Annotated in this window: 16 protein-coding genes; 7 read left to right on the forward strand and 9 right to left on the reverse strand. The window is 61.7% G+C overall.

Going from position 1 to position 22,889, the window contains the following annotated elements; genetic code table 11:
• Position 1: 1 nt before the first annotated feature.
• The gene (locus tag WD012_RS02120; protein WP_339562145.1) at positions 2-766 is read right to left on the reverse strand and encodes a prepilin-type N-terminal cleavage/methylation domain-containing protein; all 765 of its coding nucleotides are present in this window, start codon (positions 764-766) and stop codon (positions 2-4) included.
• A gap of 247 nt (positions 767-1,013) precedes the next feature.
• Entirely contained in the window at positions 1,014-1,508 is a 495-nt protein-coding gene (locus WD012_RS02125; RefSeq protein ID WP_339562146.1) for a type IV pilin protein, read from the reverse strand.
• A 255-nt stretch (positions 1,509-1,763) separates the two neighbouring features.
• On the opposite strand from WD012_RS02125, the gene WD012_RS02130 reads away from it, so the two are divergent.
• Both WD012_RS02130 and WD012_RS02135 read left to right on the forward strand, forming a co-directional pair.
• Complete coding sequence (locus WD012_RS02130) at positions 1,764-3,524, forward strand: GspE/PulE family protein (RefSeq protein WP_339562147.1); 1,761 nt, start codon at positions 1,764-1,766, stop codon at positions 3,522-3,524.
• Positions 3,525-3,613: 89 nt separating this feature from the next.
• Entirely contained in the window at positions 3,614-5,902 is a 2,289-nt protein-coding gene (locus tag WD012_RS02135) for a type IV pilus twitching motility protein PilT (protein WP_339562148.1), read from the forward strand.
• A 184-nt stretch (positions 5,903-6,086) separates the two neighbouring features.
• On the opposite strand, the gene WD012_RS02140 is transcribed toward WD012_RS02135, so the two are convergent.
• Both WD012_RS02140 and WD012_RS02145 read right to left on the reverse strand, forming a co-directional pair.
• Positions 6,087-7,964 (reverse strand): hypothetical protein, encoded by a 1,878-nt coding sequence (locus WD012_RS02140; protein ID WP_339562149.1) that lies wholly within the window; start codon positions 7,962-7,964, stop codon positions 6,087-6,089.
• Entirely contained in the window at positions 7,957-9,273 is a 1,317-nt protein-coding gene (locus WD012_RS02145; RefSeq protein WP_339562150.1) for an acyltransferase family protein, read from the reverse strand. The genes WD012_RS02140 and WD012_RS02145 overlap by 8 nt, the downstream gene beginning before the upstream one ends.
• Positions 9,274-10,736: 1,463 nt before the next feature.
• Between WD012_RS02145 and WD012_RS02150 the strand changes: the two genes are divergently transcribed.
• From WD012_RS02150 to WD012_RS02170, 5 genes are all read left to right on the forward strand, one after another.
• Positions 10,737-11,663 (forward strand): hydroxyethylthiazole kinase, encoded by a 927-nt coding sequence (locus tag WD012_RS02150; RefSeq protein ID WP_339562270.1) that lies wholly within the window; start codon positions 10,737-10,739, stop codon positions 11,661-11,663.
• A gap of 280 nt (positions 11,664-11,943) precedes the next feature.
• Positions 11,944-14,745: a phosphomethylpyrimidine synthase ThiC gene (gene thiC, locus WD012_RS02155; protein WP_339562151.1), complete on the forward strand. Its 2,802-nt coding sequence runs from the start codon at positions 11,944-11,946 to the stop codon at positions 14,743-14,745.
• Positions 14,746-14,759: 14 nt separating this feature from the next.
• Positions 14,760-15,587, forward strand: a complete 828-nt coding sequence (gene thiD, locus WD012_RS02160; RefSeq protein WP_422614341.1) for a bifunctional hydroxymethylpyrimidine kinase/phosphomethylpyrimidine kinase — start codon at positions 14,760-14,762, stop codon at positions 15,585-15,587.
• 154 nt (positions 15,588-15,741) lie between these two features.
• Positions 15,742-16,125: a thiamine-binding protein gene (locus tag WD012_RS02165; RefSeq protein ID WP_339562153.1), complete on the forward strand. Its 384-nt coding sequence runs from the start codon at positions 15,742-15,744 to the stop codon at positions 16,123-16,125.
• A gap of 392 nt (positions 16,126-16,517) precedes the next feature.
• Entirely contained in the window at positions 16,518-17,645 is a 1,128-nt protein-coding gene (locus tag WD012_RS02170) for a LacI family DNA-binding transcriptional regulator (RefSeq protein ID WP_339562154.1), read from the forward strand.
• 102 nt (positions 17,646-17,747) lie between these two features.
• On the opposite strand, the gene WD012_RS02175 is transcribed toward WD012_RS02170, so the two are convergent.
• From WD012_RS02175 to ispG, 5 genes are all read right to left on the reverse strand, one after another.
• Complete coding sequence (locus tag WD012_RS02175) at positions 17,748-18,539, reverse strand: isoprenyl transferase (RefSeq protein WP_339562155.1); 792 nt, start codon at positions 18,537-18,539, stop codon at positions 17,748-17,750.
• Between the two features lie 2 nt (positions 18,540-18,541).
• Entirely contained in the window at positions 18,542-19,264 is a 723-nt protein-coding gene (recO, locus tag WD012_RS02180) for a DNA repair protein RecO (protein WP_339562156.1), read from the reverse strand.
• A 1-nt stretch (position 19,265) separates the two neighbouring features.
• A complete protein-coding gene (locus WD012_RS02185; RefSeq protein WP_339562157.1) occupies positions 19,266-21,002 on the reverse strand; it encodes an alpha/beta hydrolase family protein in 1,737 nt (578 codons plus the stop codon).
• Entirely contained in the window at positions 20,999-21,241 is a 243-nt protein-coding gene (locus WD012_RS02190) for a hypothetical protein (RefSeq protein WP_339562158.1), read from the reverse strand. Before WD012_RS02190 ends, WD012_RS02185 begins: the two co-directional genes overlap by 4 nt.
• Positions 21,242-21,669: 428 nt before the next feature.
• Complete coding sequence (gene ispG, locus WD012_RS02195; RefSeq protein ID WP_422614342.1) at positions 21,670-22,887, reverse strand: flavodoxin-dependent (E)-4-hydroxy-3-methylbut-2-enyl-diphosphate synthase; 1,218 nt, start codon at positions 22,885-22,887, stop codon at positions 21,670-21,672.
• Positions 22,888-22,889: the final 2 nt, after the last annotated feature.

Raw genomic sequence — 22,889 nt, forward strand, 5'->3', positions numbered from 1 at the left:
ATCAGATCGCCTTGTCTTCATTGGGGTCAATCAGCCGGGACGTCGCATAGACGCAGGTCTTGGTCGAGCCTGCGACATCAGGCCAGGTGACCGCCACCATCACCCGCAGCATGGGAATGTAGGTATGTGTATCAGCACTGTTCTTGAATGGTGCGGTCGGCATATCAGTATTCGACCATACCTGGGACGAGACATCGGTCGAGCCGGATTGCAAGCCGCTGGTCGGCAGCCCCAAGGCGCTTGCGGACTTGCATGCCGCCGTGCCCTGCTTGCGATAGCACTTGCCCAGCACGGTGTACACGGTGAACGTGCCGCTGCGGGACTCCTCGGGATTTGCCGTGCGTTTGACTGTTACACCGCCGGTATCGGACGTGGAATCCAATTGATAGAACAGGTCCATGTCGTCGGCCGACACCGCGCCCAAGTCTGAGACAGCCTTCCATGCCGCTTTGGATTCGTTTTCCTTGACGCCTTTGACCAAGGTCTGTGCGTAATCCTGCGGCTTGTTCGAGCCCAGCAGCGCTTCAGCCTGTTCCAACGAGCCGTTGGCGATACTCACTGCGGCGGCACGCTGCTGCTGCCCTTGCGAAGTGTGGATGGCGGTGATGGTGAACTGTGCCGCGGCCAAGCCGGCAACCAACACCAAGGCGATGGACACGATCACCTCGATCAGGGTGAAGCCCCGCTCATTACGCCATTGCTCGCGACCACGCCTGCAGCGCGCCAAAATCCGGGATATCGATGACGACTGCTGATCCATCACCATATATTCTCCTCTGTTCTCGCCGACTCTGGATTCCGCAGTCGGCGGCCATGCCTGCCACGGAAGAAGACCCTGTGCGCCATTATATCGTCCGGTACATCGCCCGGCTTGCCACGCTTCGTTCCGGCATGATTGCATGCCACCAATACGGCATGGTGTTGTGTAACGTTTGACCCCGCAATATACAAGACCCGTGCGGCAATGCCCGAAAGCGTTCCCACACGGGTCTTGGCACGACACGCCGAAAATATCACGGCCTGGTCGGGCGCCACTCTGTGGTCCCCGTTGAATCGTAATAATAATACTTGTATTTCCCATCGAATCCTACATTCGTTCCCCACGCCTCCATGCGCTTTGACGAAGCATTCACCTGCACGGTAATCTCATTCCCATTGGAAATCGTAACCGTATTCTTACCGATTTTCCCTGCGTTACCTTCGGTGAACGTGCATTCGGTGTTGTTGCAACCCGTTTTTCCGCCTGTCATGGTGATTTTGCTGTAATCGCCGTTGTCATCGGCCAGCGCCGTCTCCATTACCGTCGAGATATTGCGCACATCCGACTCCACTGAAGCACGCCAGGCCGCCCTACGCTGGTTCAAATAAATCGGCACCGCTATGGCGGCAAGGATACCGAGAATAATCACCACAACCAGCAATTCGACCAGGGAGAAACCCGCTTCGCCGCGGCCTCTGCGTCGCAACTCACGTCTCACGCACTGCACCGTGAACACCTCCGAACTCATTGCCCCTACAGTATGGGGCATAATGCGGCCATCCCGCCGCCTCCATTGGACGGGGGCATGGATACCCCCAGTATATGCCACGACACACCGCAGGCGGTTGCATACCGGCACCCGGCAGAGAGTAGAACCTTTGACGTTCATCAAATCGCCGGAACTGTCGAAAACCGCCACCCTTATGAGCTATAGTGAATCCGTTGGCACGGTATTTCCGTACCCCCATGCAGTGGCGTATGGGGCGCATAGAGGGAGGAAGTCATGAGCGCTTCAGGTGGATTCTTCTCATTCGGACGAAAGAACGACGAGAACAACCGTACCCCCGAACCAACCCCCAATATCGGGGCAAGCTACGGCGACACCCCCGAAGCCAACGCGCCAGACACCAACACCATCTTCACCCCGAGCACGCCACGCCACGCCGCGACCAGCACCTATACGCCCGACGACACCGACAGCGAAGACACAGGAACCACAGACGAGCAAAGCGAGCGCGACAAGGCCATGGACCTTGCACGGCATATGAGCCTGCCGTTCGTCGACCTGGACGAATACCAGGTCGACCCCGGCGTCGTCAACATGGTGCCCGACGAGTTGTGCCGCCGCAGCAAGCTGCTGCCGATCTCCATCATCAACGGCAGGCTCGCCCTCGCCATGGCCAAGCCGAACGATTTCGCCGCCATCGACGACATCTCCGCGTCCACCGGCATGCAGGTCATCCCCATGGTCGCCACCGCCTCGCAGGTGCAGGCGGCCATCAACCGCTTCCTGCGCGCCAACGCCGAACTCAACGAGATCTCGCACGAGGTGGCCGCCAGCGCCAAGAAAATCGTGGACACCGAGAACGACGAGGAAGAAGACATCTCCCCCGTCGCCCGGTTCGTCAACCTGCTCATCAACCAGGCCATCGACGACAACTGCTCCGATATCCACATCGAACCACAGGAAGACGGCCTCGAAGTGCGTTACCGCATCGACGGCGTGCTCCACGTATTCCAGAAGGCCCCCAAAGCCATGATCCAAGGCGTCATCAGCCGCATCAAGGTCATGGCCGACCTTGACATCGGCGAGCGCCGCAAACCGCAGGATGGCCGTATCACCGTACGCCATGCGGGCAAAAGCGTGGATCTGCGTGTGGCCACCCTGCCGACCGTGTGGGGCGAGACAGTGGTCATGCGTATCCTCTCCACTCCTGCCGGCAATTTGAAAGTTGAGGACCTGAACTTCTCGAAGCGAAATTTCGAGGTGTTCCAGAAGGCGTATAGCAGGCCGTACGGCATGGTGCTGGTCACCGGCCCGACCGGTTCGGGCAAGTCCACCACCCTGTATGCCACGCTGGGTGATGTAGCCAAGCCGGAAATCAACATCATCACCGTTGAGGACCCGGTGGAGTTCCGTATGCGCGGCATCAACCAGGTGCAGGTGAACAACAAGGCCGGTTTGACGTTCGCGGCGGCCTTGCGTTCCATTCTGCGAGCCGACCCGGATGTGGTGCTTATCGGCGAGATCCGAGACCAGGAGACCGCGACCATCGCCATCGAGGCGTCACTGACCGGCCATCTGGTGCTGTCTACCCTGCATACCAATGATGCGCCGAGCGCGGTGACGCGCTTGAGTGAGATGGGTGTGGAGCCGTTCCTGGTCAGCTCGTCGCTGGCCGCGGTGATGGCGCAGCGTCTGGCCCGCCGCCTGTGCAAACGGTGCCGCAGGGAAGACAAGGCCACTCCCGCCGAGCTGACCATGATGGGTATCCCGTACAAGCCGGGCGACGAACTGCCGACCGTGTGGCGGCCGGTTGGGTGCCGTGAATGCTCCAACACCGGATACAAAGGCCGTGTGGCCATCCAGCAGGTGATGGGTGTGGATACCACCATGGAGGAGCTCATCGCCAAAGGCGCCACCTCGCTGGAAATCGAGGAGGCCGCCAAGGCGAACGGCATGACCAGCTTGCGTGAGGACGGTTGGGCGAAAGCCCTGGCGGGTATCACCTCGGTGGAAGAGGTGTTGCGCGTCACCGTATGATCGTATGGCCACCCGCCCGTTGCCACGGGCGCAAGGCGGGGGCTTCCCAGACTTCATCCTCCCAATTACACTGACGTAAAGGACCGGACATGACCAGTGAAGACAGCAGCAACAACCCCACATGGGATGAGTATCCAAGTGAGGACACCGGGTATCTCGCGGATCTCAAAGGCGTGACCTTCCCCAGCACCGCCCCGGATTTCAGCGAGGACCCGCGGCGTGGCCGGCACTCCTCCGACGAGGACGCGCTGCAGGCCACCGACCCGCAGATGCAAAGCATTTTCAGCGTGCTGAACACGCCCGACCATGTGATGCATGTGACCGAAAACGACTTGCCGCAGTCCATCAGGGATGATGAACGCAAACGCAAGGAAGCAGCGGAGAAAGCGCGGGCCGAAGCCCAAGCCCAGGCGGAAGCCGAACGCGAGGCGCAGGAAGCCGCCGCCGCGGAGGAACGTGCGCGGGCCGCACGTGAGGCGGAAGCCGCCCGTGAAGCGCAACTCGAGGCCGAACGCCAGCGGCAGAAGGAGGCTGAACTCGAAGCAGCCCGCGGGCAAGTCCGGCAGCAGGAGCAGGCGCGGGAAGCGGCGTTGCGACAACGGCAGGCCGAAGAGCAGGCCGCGGCACAGGCCGCAGCCCGGGCAGCACAGGAGGAGGAACGACGCAAGCGGCAGCTTCAAGCCGAATCCCCCTACCCGCAGAAGACCACGGAATCCGGATTCCTGGGCAATGATACCGCCTTGCAGGCGCGGCAAAGCTATTCCCAGACGGCCGGTACCGCCCCGACGAGCCATACGGCCGCACCGGCGCAAGCTGAACATCATTCGCTGTTCGCCCGCCCAGCGAAGGGCCAGGCGAACGCCGACGGGCAGGAGCACTCCCCCGCGTCGAACCCGGCAACCGAGCAAGCCGAACAAGCCGAACAAACAAGGAACACCAAGATGAATCGCTCCTTCTGGCACCAGCGTGACGCACGCAAAGTCGCAACCGCCGACACTGATCCACGTACCGCACAAACCCAAGCCATGCCGCGTGTAGCCGCCGCACCCGCCAGCCCGATGTCCGGCATGCCACGGCAAGCGGAATCCATCGGGCTGCGCCAGCCTGCCGCGCCCGGAGCGTACGGCCGGCCAGCCAACCCGAACCCGATGCCCGGGGAGTCGACCATGCGCATCGCCCGGCCGGCTAACCCGAACCAGCCGACCTTCATCGTTCCGCAAGCCAACGGCAAAGACGGCAAACCCACATCAACCAAGGAGCAGAAAGAGCGCGCCGCGCTGGTCGCCAAAACCATGCGGGAAGAATACCCGGATGCCGACGAGGAGTTCGTGACGGCCATCGAACAGCTCGTCGAGCTGAAAGCGTCCGACCTGCACCTGGTGGTCGGCGACCATCCGATGCTCCGCGTGGACGGCAAACTCCAGCCCGCGCAGCACACCAGCGTGTGGGACAAGGAACATACGCTCGCCGCCACGCGCGTCATCACCACCGACGAGGAGCTCTCCCGCTTCGAACGCGACCTGGAGCTCGACGTGTCCTTCTCCATCGGCGAGCTGGTGCGATTCCGCGTCAACGTATACCAGGACCGTTCGGGCGTAAGCATCGCGCTGCGAACCATTCCGCTGGAAATCAAGGACGCCCAGCAGCTCGGCCTCGACCCGCGCATCGCCAACCTCGCGCTCCTGCCGCGCGGCCTCGTGCTGGTGTGCGGCCCTACCGGATCCGGTAAGTCCACCACCCTTGCGGCGATCGTGGACAAGGCGAACCAGGAACGCCACGACCACATCATCACCATCGAAGACCCGATCGAATTCGTGCACCACCACAAGAACTGCATCGTCAGCCAGCGCGAAGTCGGCACCGACACGCTGAGCTTCGCCGAAGCGCTCAAGCATGCGCTTCGTGAAGACCCAGACATCATCATGGTCGGCGAGCTGCGAGACCTCGAAACCATCTCCACCGCACTGACGGCAGTGGAAACCGGCCACTTGGTCTTCGCCACCCTGCACACGCAGGACGCAGCCAGCACCGTCGACCGTCTCATCGACGTATACCCGGAAAACCAGCAGCAGCAGATCCGCGTGCAGGTGGCATCCACGTTGCAGGCCGTGATCGTGCAGACCCTGCTGCCGCGCGCCGAGGGCCGCGGCCGCGTGCCCGCCACCGAAGTCATGTACGCCACGCCCGCCATCGCGGCACTGATCCGCGGCGAGAAAGCCTACCAGATCCGCAGCCAGCTGCAGTCCGGCGCCGACAAGGGCATGCACACGCTCGACCAGGATCTCGCCCGCCTCGTCAACGAAGGCAAGGTCAAGTACGAGGACGCCCTGACCCGCGTACAGGTCAAGGAGGACTTCGACAAGATGACCACGCACTGACCCGGCCGAGATTGCGGGCTCATCCGGAGCCCTGTGGGCGCAGCCAAGCCACTGATATACAAACCGGTTACGTTGAGCGGGTGCTCGGCGTAACCGGTTTGTGTATACGCGCGGCGGATGGGGGTGTCATTGCGGTGCGGGGAGACAACGGAGGACGCCGAAGGACATGCCGCGCGGGAACCGGCTATGTTCTTGGAGCGCCTGGATGATTCGCCCACACGGAATCGTCGATACCGGAAGCCGGCGGATCCTTGTGGAAGATCTTCTTGTAGACGTCCTTGCGGATATAGATCTCATTCTCGCCGCGATGCCACGTGTCCTTCCACGGGGTGATGGTGGTATCGATGTAATACTTCACATAGTCATTGCGGTCATAGCCGAGCGTGGTGAAATAGAACGGCTGATATGACGTGTCATAGAACTCGGGTTCGGGCTTGGACCGCCACTCGGCGATATCCTGCGCGGCACGCTGCTTCTGGTCGATCATCCACTCCCACGACAGGTAGGTACGACCTTGGTAAGCATTATCGACGAGATTGACATCAAAGTAAGGATTGGCGACAATCAGCGACCCACCCGACCATGACGTGAAATCCACACATTTGTCCGTTTTACTCGCGCAATATACATTCCCGTTCTGTGTCCTATACCACTGGCTGAAGGAACTATTCGGAACCTTCGAGGACATTCGGCTCCATCCGGTCATCCAACGGTAGTGCTCCAAATTGTACCGTTCGATAAACGAGGCTATTGCACGGGAACTGCTATAGGCATAGCGAATATCACAGATACTTGAATACGCGGTCCAATACACGCCAATCAGGAACGGCAGCACGACCAGTACCGCGCACGCACGAGCGTACCGGCGGGCGGAACGTTCTCCTTGCCGCGCCGCAATAGCCTTCATTCCAGCATCCCAACGAGATACCAGCCGCTTGGGGATATCGTCACGAGACAACGGCCATCGGGCGCAGCACATGGTGAGCACCATGAGCAGATAGCCAAGCACCACGCCAATATGGTGTGCATACGCGTGCGAGCAGAACACCAGGCTCAACACCGTGTACGGAACAAACAATTCAGCCAGCAAGCCACGCCTGCGGGCGATCCAACCCAACACCGCCCACATGAGCAGCGATACCACAGCGGCATACACCAAGTCGGTCCACGCGGGGCGCATGAACAAGATGTTGATGTCATCGGTAAATGAAGTGAACAGCGTATCCGAAGGGAAGAACAGCCACACATACTCCCAGCGCTGCACCCACGGGACAATCGGTGCATTGACATCAAAAATACCGTGATACACGTTCTTCGCAGGCCACACATCAAGCAGCAAAGCCACCGCAGCAGCCAACAGTGTCAGCCATGCCACGAATCTGGCTGGAGACGACACCAGATTCCGCATCATCGCGCGTATACCACCATGCTTCGCGGAAAGCAGCACATCAAGCACCCATATCATAGCGAGACCGGCACAAATCGCCAGACCATACGAACTGCCCAAGCACAGCAGTATCATGCTCAGCACCAACCGCCAGGGATGCTCATCCTTGTGCTCCCAAGCGAGGCCGACGAGTAGCATCGCGGCAATAATCAACGCATACGGACGCGAAATCACGCCATACTGATAGCACAAGAAATATGTGAACGGCAGCACCACCTTCAGCAATTCAGGCAACGCCGTGTGGAAGACCAGCAGCCAGATCATCAAGGCGGCCGTCAGCAACTGCACGCCTTTCAGGCCGATCTCATACGGAACACCTGTCTTCGCCGGAATCGCCAGCAGCGTCCACCACAGCGGAGGATGCCCCTCGTAATGGGTACGCGAGAACAGCAAATCATGCCACGAGCAGTCCCGGGCAATCAACCACGATTGGGCCTCATCAAACCACGGCTCGTGGAAGCACATCACCGTGATCACCACAGCGAGATACACCACGAACACCCCGACATGCACCAGATTCTTCGGCACAGCAAACCATGTGCGAATGCAGTACACACGACGCTCATCAGCAGGACGGCGCAAGGTCGCGGCGTCCATTCCAACAGCGTTACTCATGATGCCCACCCTTCTGTGTCATGCACGAACCCTTCACTGGTTGAAGCGATGCACGCAACCACTGCGCCAGCCTACAGCCGCACAGCCAACAATACGCCGCATCAAACCAAGCGCTGAAATGCTTATCAATAGTCATCGCAAATAGCAGCTGACGGAGAATGTCAACGATTGCACCGAAAACGACAATGCCCAGAATGACCGCGATGAGCACGGCGATCGGAGCACCCCAAGTTTCAACCTGGCGCAGAGGGAACAACTCCGTCCATAACAGATCACGCAAGAGAACACTTTCGTGCATCACATATACGCCAAACATGGCCGATGCCGCGGCATTGACCACGACAATATGACGATGGCACCGGACAGCCAATGATACAAGGCCGAATGCCACAAGCAACACAGGAAGCTTTCCTTCCTTGGTCAAGAACAAATGATCGTAGTTCATATAGCTGCGGTTACCGGTATATCGGAATGCGACAACACAGGAAACAATGTGGATGATAAGAATCAGACAGCCCGTTGCCACCATCAGCCAGGCTGCGGGAGTCGCCATCTCCTGCAAATACCAGCGATAATACGACAGTAAAATATACAGATACACAAAATACAAAAAACTGAACGTCGGGAACTCCCACGTCGCATATCGCGTCAACCCATAGCCGATACCCCAAATCGCAAACAGCAGCAACACCAAACGTGCATGCATACCCGGACCGATAGCGCGCAATGCCGCGGTAACAAACGGGTACACCAAGAGGAACAGGATATACGCCGTCGCATACCATAAGGTGTTCGAAGAAACCGGGAAAAGGTTACCGACGATATCATCGACCGACAGCGGGGCATTCGGGACGATAATACGATATTCCAGAAACAGAACAAGATTGTATGTCAGTACTTCAAGCTCAAGATAACAGGCTTTCTTCAACGACGAGCGGAACGTGGGCGCATCACGCTCGCATAAATACCAGGCAGTGATAAGGAAGAATATGGCCACACCGGTTTTCCCCAGCGGGCTCAAGGCTAGCAGAAAGAGATCGAACGCCGATGTTCCGAGAGGAACGTTCTGCTCCCCGATACCATACCAGTATGCGTGATATGCAACAATCATCACCATGGCGATAATGCGCAGGCCTTCAACACCTGACTCACGGCTCCGCCATCGCCGCATCACAAGGCTGAACGGTGAGGCAGAAGAAGCGTCGCGCGATGATGAACGCGGTCCCCTGCGAATCGCTGCAGCGTGCATTTCAACATGCATCTCGGAATCCGAGGATGCCATCGTTTGCACATTGTTTGCTGGATTCAACGCCAATTCCTTATCTCGTATTCTCTAACTCTCTCTAAGGCGGCACGCTATGCCACGCTGGAATCTCGTGCCGGAAACGCATTCGGCGACGGCCATCCCGACATTAGGATGCCATCGTTGTCATGACCATCCACACTGTACAACAGACCACCAACCACGGGGCTGCGATGAGACCGGGGCTCGGGCCTTCCGCGTCGGGGATATCGGCGTCTTGAACGCATGGTGTGGAACAGCAACCGTGCGATGGTACGAGATATGGGAATCACCTCGGACGAGAATCCTTGGCATCTGGCGGTTCTTGGGGTGTTCGGCACCCGGGCAAGGCATGCGGCTAGGCTCACGGCCTCCATACCAGTGATTCCTCGGGGTGATTCCCATCGTATGGAGAGGTGACCGAGGGACAGGGCGGGCCGGCTGATTGCGAGGCTCGCGCGAATCCTTGGTATTCCGCGGTTCTCGGACAAGCAGACATACCAGCCGCACACCCCGGGGCGGCCCCGGACCTCCACGCTGGTGATTACGCGGGGTGATTCCCATCGTATGGAAAAGTAACCGAGAAGTGATGTGATGGGACAATGATCCTGTGGTTTTCGAACCTTGACATTGCGCGGCTCCTCACCCGGCAATCAATTCTCGGCACCAACCCGGCCTCCGCACCGGTGATTCCTCGGGATGATTCCCATCGTATGGAAAGGTAACCGAGGACCGGCGCGAAGCGACAAGGACTTGCCACCATAGAATCATTGATATTCCGCGGATTCCTGCAGGACTGATATCCTGCCCGGCTTCGCCGACCAAGCTCGCGGCCTCCGCACCGGTGATTCCTCGAGGTGATTCCCATCGTATGGAAAGGTAACCGAGGACCGGCGCTGTCCCCAGGATTGTGCCGACCGCGCGAATCCTTGGTATTCCGCGGTTTTTAGCGAGCGAGGATTGCGAGAACGCTGCGGCGGGCGGCAATCGCGCTCCATAGCTGTGATTTCTCGGGGTGGTCTGCATCGTGTGGAACGGTAACCAAGCACTGAGACGGTAATCGCCGTCGCTGGTGGCAGGGACGCGAACCCCAAACCGCATGATTCCAACGATTCGCGAATCAGGATGATCACCCGGCCGCAACGCCGGACCGGCCCAGACCTCCAGACCCGCGATGTCACATCCCGAAATGCACCATACGGAACAGGAGCCAGAGAACAGTCACCCGTGTCCACGGCGAACCCTAGCATGGCACCCGTAATGCAGTGCAGGGGAGCCGAACCGCAAGGCAAGGCTGAGAAAGGCATGACGCCTGACCCTTAGAACCTGTTGGTTAGAACCATCGTAGGGAGCAGCACATGAGCGCGAACGTCTCATCTGATCAGCCATACCATTGTGTCGCCGCGCCTATCGGCATGGGCGGGTCATCACCAGCCACACCGCCGACCAAGCCCGAGGCCGCACCAACAACCGCCACAGCAGCCACCGCAATGCCGGCCCCGGTACCATCGGGCCCTGACGAACCCCGGCAGCAGATCGAAAGCCTGCGCCACCGGATCGAAGCAGCCACCCGGCAGGTGCGCGACACCACCCCGCTGGCGCAATCCTTCACGAACTTCGTGACCATCAATCTGGTCGCCAACGCACAGCTGGCATCCGGCGGAACCGCAGCGATGAGCTTCCTGCCCGATGATGTGATCGACACCGCCGCCATCGCCGGCTCCACGTATATCAACGTCGGTACATTGCTACCGTTCTTCAAGGACGCCCTGGCACAGATCGCGCAACGGTTCCATGACCAGCGCCACCCGTGGGTGCTTGACCCGGTCGCGGCGGGCATCGGCGCCACGCGCACGGCGATTCTCACCGGCTTCAAGGCCGCTCCCCCGACCATCGTGCGCGGCAACGCCTCCGAAATCATCGCACTGGCCGACATGTGGGGTCTGGGCACACCAGGCACACCCGGCAACACCGCTGATGCCGCACCCGCGGCAAGCACGCGGCCGGCCGGCGTGGAAGCCGTTGACGAGGTTGATGCCGCCCGCGAATCCGCGATCCTGCTCGCACGATACTTGCACGAACACAACGGGCTCGGACATGCGGCCGTAGCCGTGTCCGGAGCCACGGACCTGGTGACCGACGGCGACATCGTCTACCGGCTGCCCGGAGGCAGCGCCATGATGACCAAGATCACCGGGGCAGGCTGTTCCCTTGGCGGAGTAGTCGCCACGTATCTCGCGGTCACCGACCCGCTGACCGCAGCCGTCGCCGCATCCGCCCTGTACAACCGGGCCAGCGAGCAGGCCGAGCGCGACAGCCACGGCCCGGGAAGCTTCCAGACCGCGTTCCTCGACGCCCTGTGGAACACCACCGCGCAGGCGGTCGCCCAATCCCCGATCACCGCGGACGCCGCCTGACGCGATGTCGTGCGCAAGTGCCAGCGCCCAGCGACCAGGCGGCCGCACAGACGATGCGCCACGGCACGGACCCACCGACACATCCGGCACGGCGTGCGACACCGGCACTGCTGCACACTCCACGCAAACGTAATCATCATGTCGTCTGATACCCGGCAGATATCACTGGAATAAAGCCAATGAATCGTTTGCACGCCATCAGCACCATTCAGCGGTGCACCATATAACGACACCTGATAACCACGGGCCGCGCACCGGCCCAATCAACAGAAAGAACACCATGACCAACCCATATCCATACGCCTCCATGCGCGACACCTTCGACCTGACCGCCTACTGCATCCTCGGGTCCCAGGACACCAAAGGACGCCCGGTCGGCGATATCGTCGACGACGCACTGCAAGGCGGCGCCACGTTCATCCAGCTGCGCGACAAAACCGCGGACGCCAAGCAGCTGACCGAAACCGCTCGGGATATCGCGCAGATCATCGAAGACAACGGCAAGTCCGACACAGTCGCCTTCGTCATCGACGACCGCGTGGACGTCGTCTGGCAGTGCCGCAACCTGGGTATCAAGGTCGACGGCGTGCATATCGGGCAGGACGACATGGACCCGCGCGAGGCGCGACAGCTGCTCGGCGACGACGCCATCATCGGCCTGAGCGCGGAAACCGAAAGCCTCGTCAAGCTCATCAACGAACTGCCGAGCGGCTGCATTGATTATATCGGCGCCGCGCCGCTGCACCCCTCCACCACCAAGCCTGACGCCATCGTCGTCGAGGATGACGGCAGCAAGCATTTCCTGAGCATCGACCTGATCAACACCATCTGCACGGCAAGCGATTATCCGGTCGTTATCGGCGGTGGCGTAACGCTTGCCGATATGCACGATCTGGCCGCATCCAAGGCCGCCGGCTGGTTCGTGGTGTCGGCGATCGCAGGTGCGGACGATCCGAAAGCCACCACACAAGCCATGGTGGATGCTTGGCGGAGTGTTCGCGGGAGCGGCCATCACGGGTATGCGGCGCGTACGGTCTCGCATGCCCCGGCGGCGGGGACATCATCTGTGGGGGACGCCAATGAGGTGGCGGGCGGCAGCGAGTCCGCCACCTCACTCAACCGTTTGCAATCCGGCCAGCCCGGTGGCTTCACCAACGCGAAAGCCGCCAAGGAAGCCGCACGACTGGCCAAACAGCAGCGCGTGGACATCGCCGCGCGCGGCTGCACGCAACGCGACAAAGCGCATATCCGCAAAACCGAGCGCATCCATTTCGAAAACGAATCCGGCAGCTACGATCTCGACGTGCCGTACACCGAAATCAAACTCTCTGACACGCCCGGCGTCGGCCCGAACCCGCCGTTCCACGACTACAACACGGAAGGCCCGGCCTGCGATCCGAAGGAAGGGCTCGCCCCGCTGCGTCTCGACTGGATTCGTGACCGCGCAGACGTGACCGAATATCAGGGCCGCGAACGCAACCTCGCCGACGACGGCAAGCGAGCGGTCCAGCGCGGCAAGGCGACCAAGGAATGGCGCGGCCGCAAACACAATCCGCTCAAGGCCTCAGGGCATCCGGTCACGCAGATGTGGTATGCGCGACACAACATCATCACGCCGGAAATGCGGTTCGTCGCCGCCCGCGAGCATTGCGACACCGAGCTGGTCCGTTCCGAACTCGCCGCAGGCCGTGCAGTCATGCCGTGCAATATCAACCATCCGGAAGCCGAGCCGATGATCATCGGATCGAAGTTCCTTACCAAACTCAACGCGAATATGGGCAATTCCGCGGTGTCGTCGTCCATTGACGAAGAGGTCGACAAGCTCACGTGGGCCACGAAATGGGGCGCGGACACCGTGATGGACCTGTCCACCGGCAACGATATCCACACCACACGCGAGTGGATCCTGCGCAACTCCCCCGTCCCGATCGGCACCGTGCCGATGTACCAGGCGCTGGAAAAAGTCGAGGATGATGCGACCAAGCTCAGCTGGGAACTCTTCCGCGACACCGTGATCGAACAGTGCGAGCAGGGCGTCGACTACATGACCATCCACGCGGGCGTGTTGCTGCGGTATGTGCCGCTGACAGCGAACCGCGTGACCGGCATCGTCTCGCGCGGCGGCTCAATCATGGCGCAATGGTGCATGCAGCATGAGCAGGAAAGCTTCCTGTACACGCATTTCGACGAATTATGCGATATCTTCGCCAAATACGACGTGGCCTTCTCGCTCGGTGACGGCCTGCGGCCCGGCAGCCTCGCCGACGCGAACGACGCCGCCCAGATCGCCGAACTCATGACCTTGGGCGAGCTCACCCAGCGCGCGTGGGACCATAACGTGCAGGTCATGGTCGAAGGGCCGGGGCACATCCCCTTCGACACGGTGCGCATGAACATCGAAATGGAGCAGGCGATTTGCAAGGGCGCTCCCTTCTACACGCTCGGCCCGCTGACCACCGACACGGCGCCCGGCTACGACCACATCACCTCGGCGATCGGCGGTGTGGAGATCGCGCGCTACGGTACCGCGATGCTGTGCTACGTGACGCCGAAGGAGCATCTGGGCCTGCCGAACAAGGATGATGTCAAGCAGGGCGTGATCACGTACAAGATCGCGTGCCATGCGGCGGATATCGCCAAGCACCACCCGCACGCGCAGGACCGCGACCTCGCGATTTCGAAAGCGCGCTTCGAATTCCGCTGGCTCGACCAGTTCAACCTGTCGTACGACCCGGACACCGCCATCGCCTACCATGACGACACGCTGCCTGCGGAACCTGCGAAAATGGCGCATTTCTGCTCGATGTGCGGACCGAAGTTCTGCTCGATGGCGATTTCGCAGAATATCCGCAAGAAGTATGGAAATGCTGCGGCCCAGGAGCGCATCGTGGCCGGGGTCGACTCGCGCGGCGGCGCCGCGGGCGTGCAGGTCGGCGCGAATGTCGCCGGAGTCAATGCGGACGGTGTTGGTACGAGTGAAGAAGCCGGCTCAAGTGCGGACGATTCCGGTGCGCACGATTCACTCGCAGACGGCTCAGGTGCGGCAGACTCAAGCGCAGCAGCGGAGGGAAGCCAGGCATGAGCGACTCACAAGCCATGCACACCGCAGCTCCGACGACGCTGCCCGCGGTGCTCACCATCGCCGGCAGTGACTGCTCCGGAGGCGCGGGAATCCAAGCGGATTTGAAGACCATGCTCGCGTGCGGGGTGTACGGCATGAGCGCCATCACCTCGATCACCGCGCAGAACACCCAAGGGGTCAGCGCAGTCGAAGATGTGAGCCCGGACATCCTCGCCGTCCAGCTGGATGCCGTATATACCGATATTCCGCCGGCCGCCACGAAAATCGGCATGGTTTCCAACGCCCGACTCATCGCGGTCATCGACGAAGCGCTGCGCAAGTACCAAGCACCGAATGTGGTGCTCGACCCGGTCATGGTCTCCTCCAGCGGCACGCGGTTGCTCGACGCGAATGCCGAGAGCGCGTTGACCGGACTGTTCGGGTTGTGCCGGCTCATCACCCCTAATATTCCCGAGACGGAAGTGTTGTGCGGGCAAGGCTCCGGTGAGGGTTCTATCAACTCCCCGGATGCCATGGCTAATGCCGCCCGGCGTCTGGTTTCGCGTTACGGATGTGCTGTGCTCGTCAAAGGCGGGCACAGCGTTCAGGGTGCAAGTGACGTACTCGCCGACACGGATGGGAACATCACGTGGTTCCGCGGCGAGCATATCGACAATCCCAACACGCACGGCACCGGATGCACGCTGTCCAGCGCGATTGCGAGCGCTCTGGCACGCGGCGAGACGCTGGCATCGGCGGTTCGCGATGGTAAGGCGTATCTGACCGGGGCCATCGCCGCGAGGCTGGACCTCGGGCACGGGTCGGGGCCGATGGATCACGCGTGGCGTTGGCGGACGCGCTGACCTTGGCCCGCAGGCAGGACGCCGAACGACTCGTCATCGTGACCGGAGATAATCAGAAAGCAACATCAGATAATCAACCATGCGAGGCATCGACGGAGGAATCCCATGGATAGCACGGATACCTCCCGAGCAGAACCCAACGGAAAGGAACACAATGACCCTCAATCGCAATGCGGAACGCCAGGAAGTGCCAGTCGACCCGGAAACCGGCAAGCCGTACATCAACACGGTCGCAGCTGTCGCCATCAGCCCGGCCGGAGCGAGCCCCGAGAAATCAACGTACGTGGCACAGGCGGTCGACGTGATCCGGCAGTCGGGACTGCCGAACGAGACCAACGCCATGTTCACCAACATCGAAGGCGATCTTGATCAGGTGCTCGCCACGATCCGCGACGCGACCATGAAACTCGCTGGGCAAGGCTACCGCACCGACGTGGTCATCCGGCTGGATATCCGGCCAGGGTTCACCGGGCAGATCCACGCCAAGCAGGAGCTGGTCGACGAGATCCTCGATGAGGAGGGCCATCAAGACAAGTGACGGCATCGGGGCTGCCGGCATCTCGCCGTGGTGTGATCATCCCGTCGCACCGCAGCGGGATACCGGCCGGCCCGGCGTACATCCGGGAAGCCAACCTGCCGCCATGGAACACGACAGTCACACCACAACGAGATACCCGCGGATCCGCGGCATCATATGATGATATCTTCCCGCCATGTGACGCGACAGTCGCACCGCGACGGGATACCGGTCAACTGCGAGAATGACTGAAGACAATCTGGCCGCGGTGCAACTCAACGGCCACACCGCGGCGAGGTACCGCCAAAGGTCGGGCCAACACCGGTACGGGGGTATCCGACAAAGCCCGGGACCGGTAGCATTTCGCGTGTTTCTTCACGTCCACAGCTGAATTTTCAGTACAATGGGGGGTTATGGTTACCATGAAAGACATTGCAGCAAAGGCGTGCGTGTCGATATCCACGGTCTCCCTGGTTATCAACCACCACGACAAAGGTCGAGTGAAACCTGAAATAGCAGCGAATATCTGGAAAGTAGCGGACGAACTCGGGTACCATCCCAACGCGATGGCCCGCTCACTGCGCAGCGGCAGGACCCACACCATCGCGTTCATCAGCGATCAGGTCGCCACTACCCCGTACGCGGGCGAGATCATCCACGGGGCCCAGGACGCGGCACGGCAGCTGGGGTACATGATGTTCATCATCGACGCCGACGGTGAACGCAATATCGACAGGGATATCGACCGGATGCTCAGCTGGGGCGTGGACGGCTACATCTACGCCAAGTTCGCCAACCGGTATGTCAGCGTGCCGCCGATGCTCGACGATCTGCAGGTTGTTGTCGTCAATGCGGAGGAACATACGGCCATCCACCCCCGGATCGAGCCGGATGAGGTCGGTATCGGCTACGACGCCACAAAACGCCTGATCGATGCCGGATGCCGGCGAATCGCCTACATCGGGTGCGACGAGCCGGCCATCGCCCAGTTCGGGCGGCTCAAGGGGTACCGCCAGGCGCTTGAGGAAGCAGGACTGCCATTCGACGAGCGGTTGACCAGCCGTGTCTCCTATGGCCGCCCGGCGCTCGAAGCTGTCTGCGCGCTGCTTGACGGGATGCACCCGGACGGCGTATTCGCCTTCAATGACGCCCGTGCCGTCTACGTATACGATTACGCGTTCCAGCACGGGCTGACCATCGGCAAGGACCTGTCAGTGATCGGCGTGGACAACCACGAAGTCATCTGCGACACCACCGTGCCACCGCTGACCAGCGTGGAGTTGCCGCATTACGAGATGGGCTTCTGGGGCGCCTGCAAGATCATTTCGTTGATCGAAGGCCGCGACCCGATCAAAGACAAGCGCGTCACGCCTTCATACACGGCCGCGCCGACACCCCCGTTGGATTCAGACGGGCCGACGCTGATCCACTGCTCGATCATCGAGAAGGAATCCATTGCCGGAAAGCCACGTGGACAAAGGAACACCGGGGCTGTACAGACCTCGGAAACCATCGGCCGGAGTGTGCCTACCGCCGCCTGAACCATGCGACAGAGGCCTTGACGATGTCGGGACCGGTATACGACGCACGCACGGAGTCCGGCGAATATGCCCGCCGGACCCCGTGCGTCTTGTGACTTACTTCTACTTCTTGACCCCGCCAAACCTGCGGTCACGGTGGATGTAATGGTCGATGGACCGCCAGAACGCCTCACGCCCGTAATCCGGGAACAGTTCGGGCACGAAATCGAATTCCGCGTACGCCGCCTCCCATGCGAGGAAGTTCGACGTGCGCTGCTCGCCGGACGTGCGGATCACCAGATCACAATCAGGGATATCAGGGTTGTACAGGTGCTCGGCAATCATCTTCTCGGTGACGCGGTCGCCCTTGATTCTGCCTTCACGCACCTCGCGCGCGATATCTGCGCACGCGTCCGCGATTTCGGCGCGGCCGCCATAGTTGATGCAGAACACCACGTCAATGACCTTGTTGTTCTTGGTGCGTTCCATCGCCGATTCAAGCTCGTCGATCACCGACTTCCACAGCTTCGGGCGGCGGCCGGCCCACCGCACGCGCACGCCCCACTCGTCCATCTGGGCTACACGGCGACGGATGATGTCACGCGAAAAGCCCATGAGGAAACGCACTTCCTGGGGGGAACGCTTCCAGTTCTCCGTCGAGAACGTGTACAGGCTCAGGTAGCGCACCCCCGCCTCGATCGCGGCGGCGATCGTGTCGAACACCACCGGTTCGGCCGCCTGATGGCCCTCGGTGCGGATCATGCCGCGCTGCTTGGCCCAGCGGCCGTTGCCGTCCATGATCACACCCACATGGCGTGGTACCTTGTCCTTCGGGAAATCAGGGATGATCGACGGGTCGGAGAAGGGCGCCGCCGGCACGTCCAGCGACTGGTAATCCACATGTTCAAAAGCCATAGCTACGAATCTAACAAGCGCAGCGAACGAATCGGACGCTCCATGTAGTATTCGCCCCATTCCTCGACAAGTCTGCGCGTGTCGGGGTGCTCCTCCACAGTATCGAGAACCGCCCAATCCCCCTCGACCAGCGCCTGCAGCTGCTCGCGCATGTCCAGCGTGACCCGCCGCGAACCGGGCACATGGTCCTTCGCGCACATCACGCCGCCGGCAGGCACCGAGAAGAAATCCAGATGGTCGCGTTCGCCGCACACGACGCACGCGTCAAGACGCGGCGTCCACCCGGCGAGCGCCAGCGCACGCAGCATATAGGAGTCGCCGATGACGCGGGCGGGGTGCGCGTGGCGCGCCAAGGCGTTCAAGGCGCCCGCGAGCAGCAGGTATTGGGCGGGGGCGGGCTCGTTTTCGGTGGAGATCAGCCGGTCGGCGGTCTCCACGATCTCGCAGGCGGCGGCGTACGCGTCGAAGTCCGTGATGATGCCCGCCGCGTACGCGGATATCGAGGCGGCCTGCGAGATGACGTCGAGAGAACGGCCTTCGGCGATGAGCAGGTCGTCGCGCATGAACGGCTCAAGACGGCCGCCGAAGCGTGATTTGACGCGGCGCACCCCTTTGGCGACCGCGCGGATCTTGCCATGGTTGCGCGTGAGGATAGTGACGATGCGGTCGGCCTCGCCCAGCTTGATGGTGCGCAGCACCACGCCTTCATCACGGTACAGCGGCATGTCAGTAGATGAACAGGCCCCAGAACGCGAAGAACAGGAGCACGTGGAACATGGCGAACGCGGTCACCCAGAACAGCACGCGGGCAAGCCTGGTGGAGGCGAGGACGGGCTCGCGGCCGCTGACCACGTTATCGATGGCGCCTTTGCTTGGGGGGATCCGTACGATGCCGCGCGTTTGCGCCACTTCGATCAGCCGGGCGAATACGCGCGACCACGCCCATACCACGAGCGTGCAGACCACTTGGATGACCGGCCAGCTCCAGTACATCATGCCCGGGTCGTCAGTGGGGGCGCCACCCCAGGCGAGCAGGACGATGCCCATGACCACTTGGCCGAATCCGCCGCCGAACAGCAGCAGGGTGGCGAGCGTGGTGATGGTCAGGCTCAGCAGGGCGCCGCCGAAACCGTATGTGAAGCCGAGCGCCGGGCCCTTGCGACGGATGATGAATACGAGTTTCTTCACCAGGGCGACCAGGGCGATCACCATGGTGAGCAGCAGGGTGACCAGCATCGCGATATGGACCCACGCACCATAGACGGTCAGCCCCCGGTCGGCGTGCAGGTCCTTCGGCACGGCGATCGACTGGTAGAGCGTCGAACCGGCGGCCCGCTCGCTGGTCTGCTTGAGCCCGGCGGCCGTCCCGACCGTCCAAGCGACCATATCCTTGACGTAGTCGTCGGCGAAGCCGGTACCTGCGTCCGCTTCGTTGCCCAGGCGCAGCACGTGGTTCGCCACCGGGTAGCTGCGGATCGTCACATCCCAATTGCCGGCCTGATGGGCCAGGTCGAGGATCTTGCGGGCGCCTTCGACCTGGGCGGTCATCACGTCCTTCGACCCGTAGGCGACGAAGGTGGGGATACTGTATGCTGCGGGTTTCTCGATATCAAGGTCGAAGTTCTTCAGGCCGAACATCGTGCCGTCCATGTCGAACACGCGGCGGACGATCGACTGGTAGCCGTCATGCGCGCCGACCAGCGTGAAATCCTGCGAGGCGAGGAAGCCCAGGGATTGCCGCGGGGAGAACACCATCGGGCTGAGCAGCACCTGGAACGCGATCTTCGGGTCCTGCTGCAGCAGGTACGAGCTGATCCACGTACTTTCGGAGGTCGCGTAGATCCCGACCTTGCCCGCGTCGACCTGGTCAAGGGAACGCAGGTAGTTGATGGTCTGGTCGTAGATCTTCGCGGAGGCCGGATAATCGCGGGTGATGTCATTGGTCGACCAGACCGGCTTGTCGATGACCGCGGTCACGAAGCCGGCGGACGACAGCGCGTAGGCGACGTCGCCGAACGAGTTGTCACAGGTGCCGTAGCCGGCGCCGTGCATGAACACCACGCCCGGACGGTTGCCCCCGGCGCCTTCGGGTTCGCGGATCAGGACGCGGATTTTCTGGATTTCGCCGGTGGAGGGGCGTTTCGCGTTGATGGTGATGTACCGTTTGGTCACCTTGTAGGTGTTCTGCTTGGGTAGGGTGGCGCCCGTCGTATTGTCGAATGTCACCGACGTGTCGCTGGACAGCATGGACATGGTCTGGCCGGTGGGCTGGATGTTCGCGCTGACGGCGGTGATATGCGAGACACCCACCAGGATGCCGAGAAGAATGATGAAGATGGGGACGTTCACGGCGAGACGGTGGACACGCGACCATGCGCCCGACGTCTGCCGCTGTGGTATCTGCCGCTCCTGTTGCGCAGGGCGAGCGGCGGTCTGCTCTTCCTGATTCGACACATCGTTCATTGTAACGGCATCCACGACCGTTCCGCCGGCCGCTTGAACAGGAGTGGATTGTGCGGGAGCTGCATGGTCGCACCGGCGCTCGGTATCTTTTCCGCACCATCAGGATCGACGACTCTGATCCACGGTGCGGAGGCGATCGGATGCCGTGCGGAGTTGATCGGGCCGTACCAGGGCATCACAACCGCATGATTCCCATGATTATTGGCAACCGTAATGCCGATACGAGAGCGCAGGACCATGGTTTCCGTTCCGCACCGTGCATTCCGGCCCCCGGTTTCGCCGGCGTGGAAGGCCCGGGCAGCCATACGGCGGGCGGGCTGGATGATGGCCGGAAATGAATCGGCGAAATATCGCCGATTCCGGATTCCGGCCACGGTTCGGCATGCACGCAGGCGGGGGCCAATCCCCCGGTATCGCCCGGTATCATTTCCACACCATGCGAATCGGCGGCGCGAATCCAAGCCACGGAAGCCAATCGCAACCTGGCCGCAGCTCGGCCACACAACCTGACCGCGCAGCTCGGCCACACCGTCCGGTCATATCACCCGGTGGCGCCACCGGCAGTGCGCGGGCGCCGGCGCAGCCCGGCCGACGGCCACCGCCGCACAGGAAAGCAGGGCGGCACGGCATGACCGGTCAGGGTTCGTATTATCGGAAAGGGTTCGTATTACCGGGCAGGGTGCGCTCCTGCGGTAATCGGGACGACCACCGGTCCGCTCTGCACGGCGGGTGTGCCGTTGGCGGCGTTCTCACGTTCCAGACGGTCGGCGATCTCGTGCGCATGCTCGAGCAGCGTGGGGACGATGCGGTCCTCCGGCACGGTCTCGATCACCTTGCCCTTGATGAAGATCTGCCCCTTGCCGTTGCCGGAAGCCACGCCGAGGTCGGCCTCACGGGCTTCGCCCGGGCCGTTGACGATGCAGCCCATGACCGCCACGCGAATCGGCGCCTTGATGTCCTTGAGGCCTTCCGTCACCTGCTTGGCGAGCTCGATCACGTCGACCTGCGCGCGGCCGCAGCTCGGGCAGGAGATGATGTCGAAATGCCGCTGGCGCAGACCCAGGTATTCGAGGATCTTGCAGCCGACCTTGACTTCCTCGACCGGGGGCGCGGACAGGGACACGCGAATCGTGTCGCCGATGCCCTCGGCGAGCAGCGCCCCGAATGCGAGGCACGACTTGATGGTGCCCTGCCATGCCGGGCCCGCCTCGGTCACACCCAGATGGAGCGGCCAGTCCCCCTTGCTGGCGAGCAGCCGGTACGTCTGGACCATGGTGACCGGATCATGGTGCTTGACCGAGATCTTGAAATCATGGAAGCCGACGTCCTCGAACATGCGGGCTTCCTTCAACGCGGAGGCGACCAGGGCCTCGGGGGTCGGGCCGCCGTATTTCGCGTACAGCTCCTTGTCGAGCGAGCCGGCGTTCACGCCGATGCGCAGCGAGATGCCCGCATCCGTGGCAGCCTTGCAGATCGAGGGGCCGACCTCGTCGAACTTGCGGATATTGCCCGGGTTGACGCGCACCGCGGCGCACCCGGCGTCAATCGCCTGGAACACGTATTTGCTTTGGAAATGGATATCGGCGATCACCGGCAGCGGTGATTTCGCGACGATCGCCGGCAGCGCGTCCGCATCATCCTGGCTGGGTACGGCGACTCGCACGATATCGCAGCCGGCCTGCGCGAGCTCGCCGATCTGCCGCAGGGTGGCGTTCACATCCACCGTCGGCGTGTTGGTCATCGACTGGACCGAGATCGGCGCGCCCCCGCCCACCGGTACCGGCCCGACCATGATGCGGCGGGACTTGCGTCTCGGATGCAGCGGGCTTTCGCTGATATCCGGGGTTCCCGTCCTGCGGAACCCCGTTTTGCCGCCCGCGGTCAACT

This window comes from Bifidobacterium thermophilum, from assembly GCF_037482445.1.
Lineage (GTDB): Bacteria > Actinomycetota > Actinomycetes > Actinomycetales > Bifidobacteriaceae > Bifidobacterium > Bifidobacterium thermophilum_B.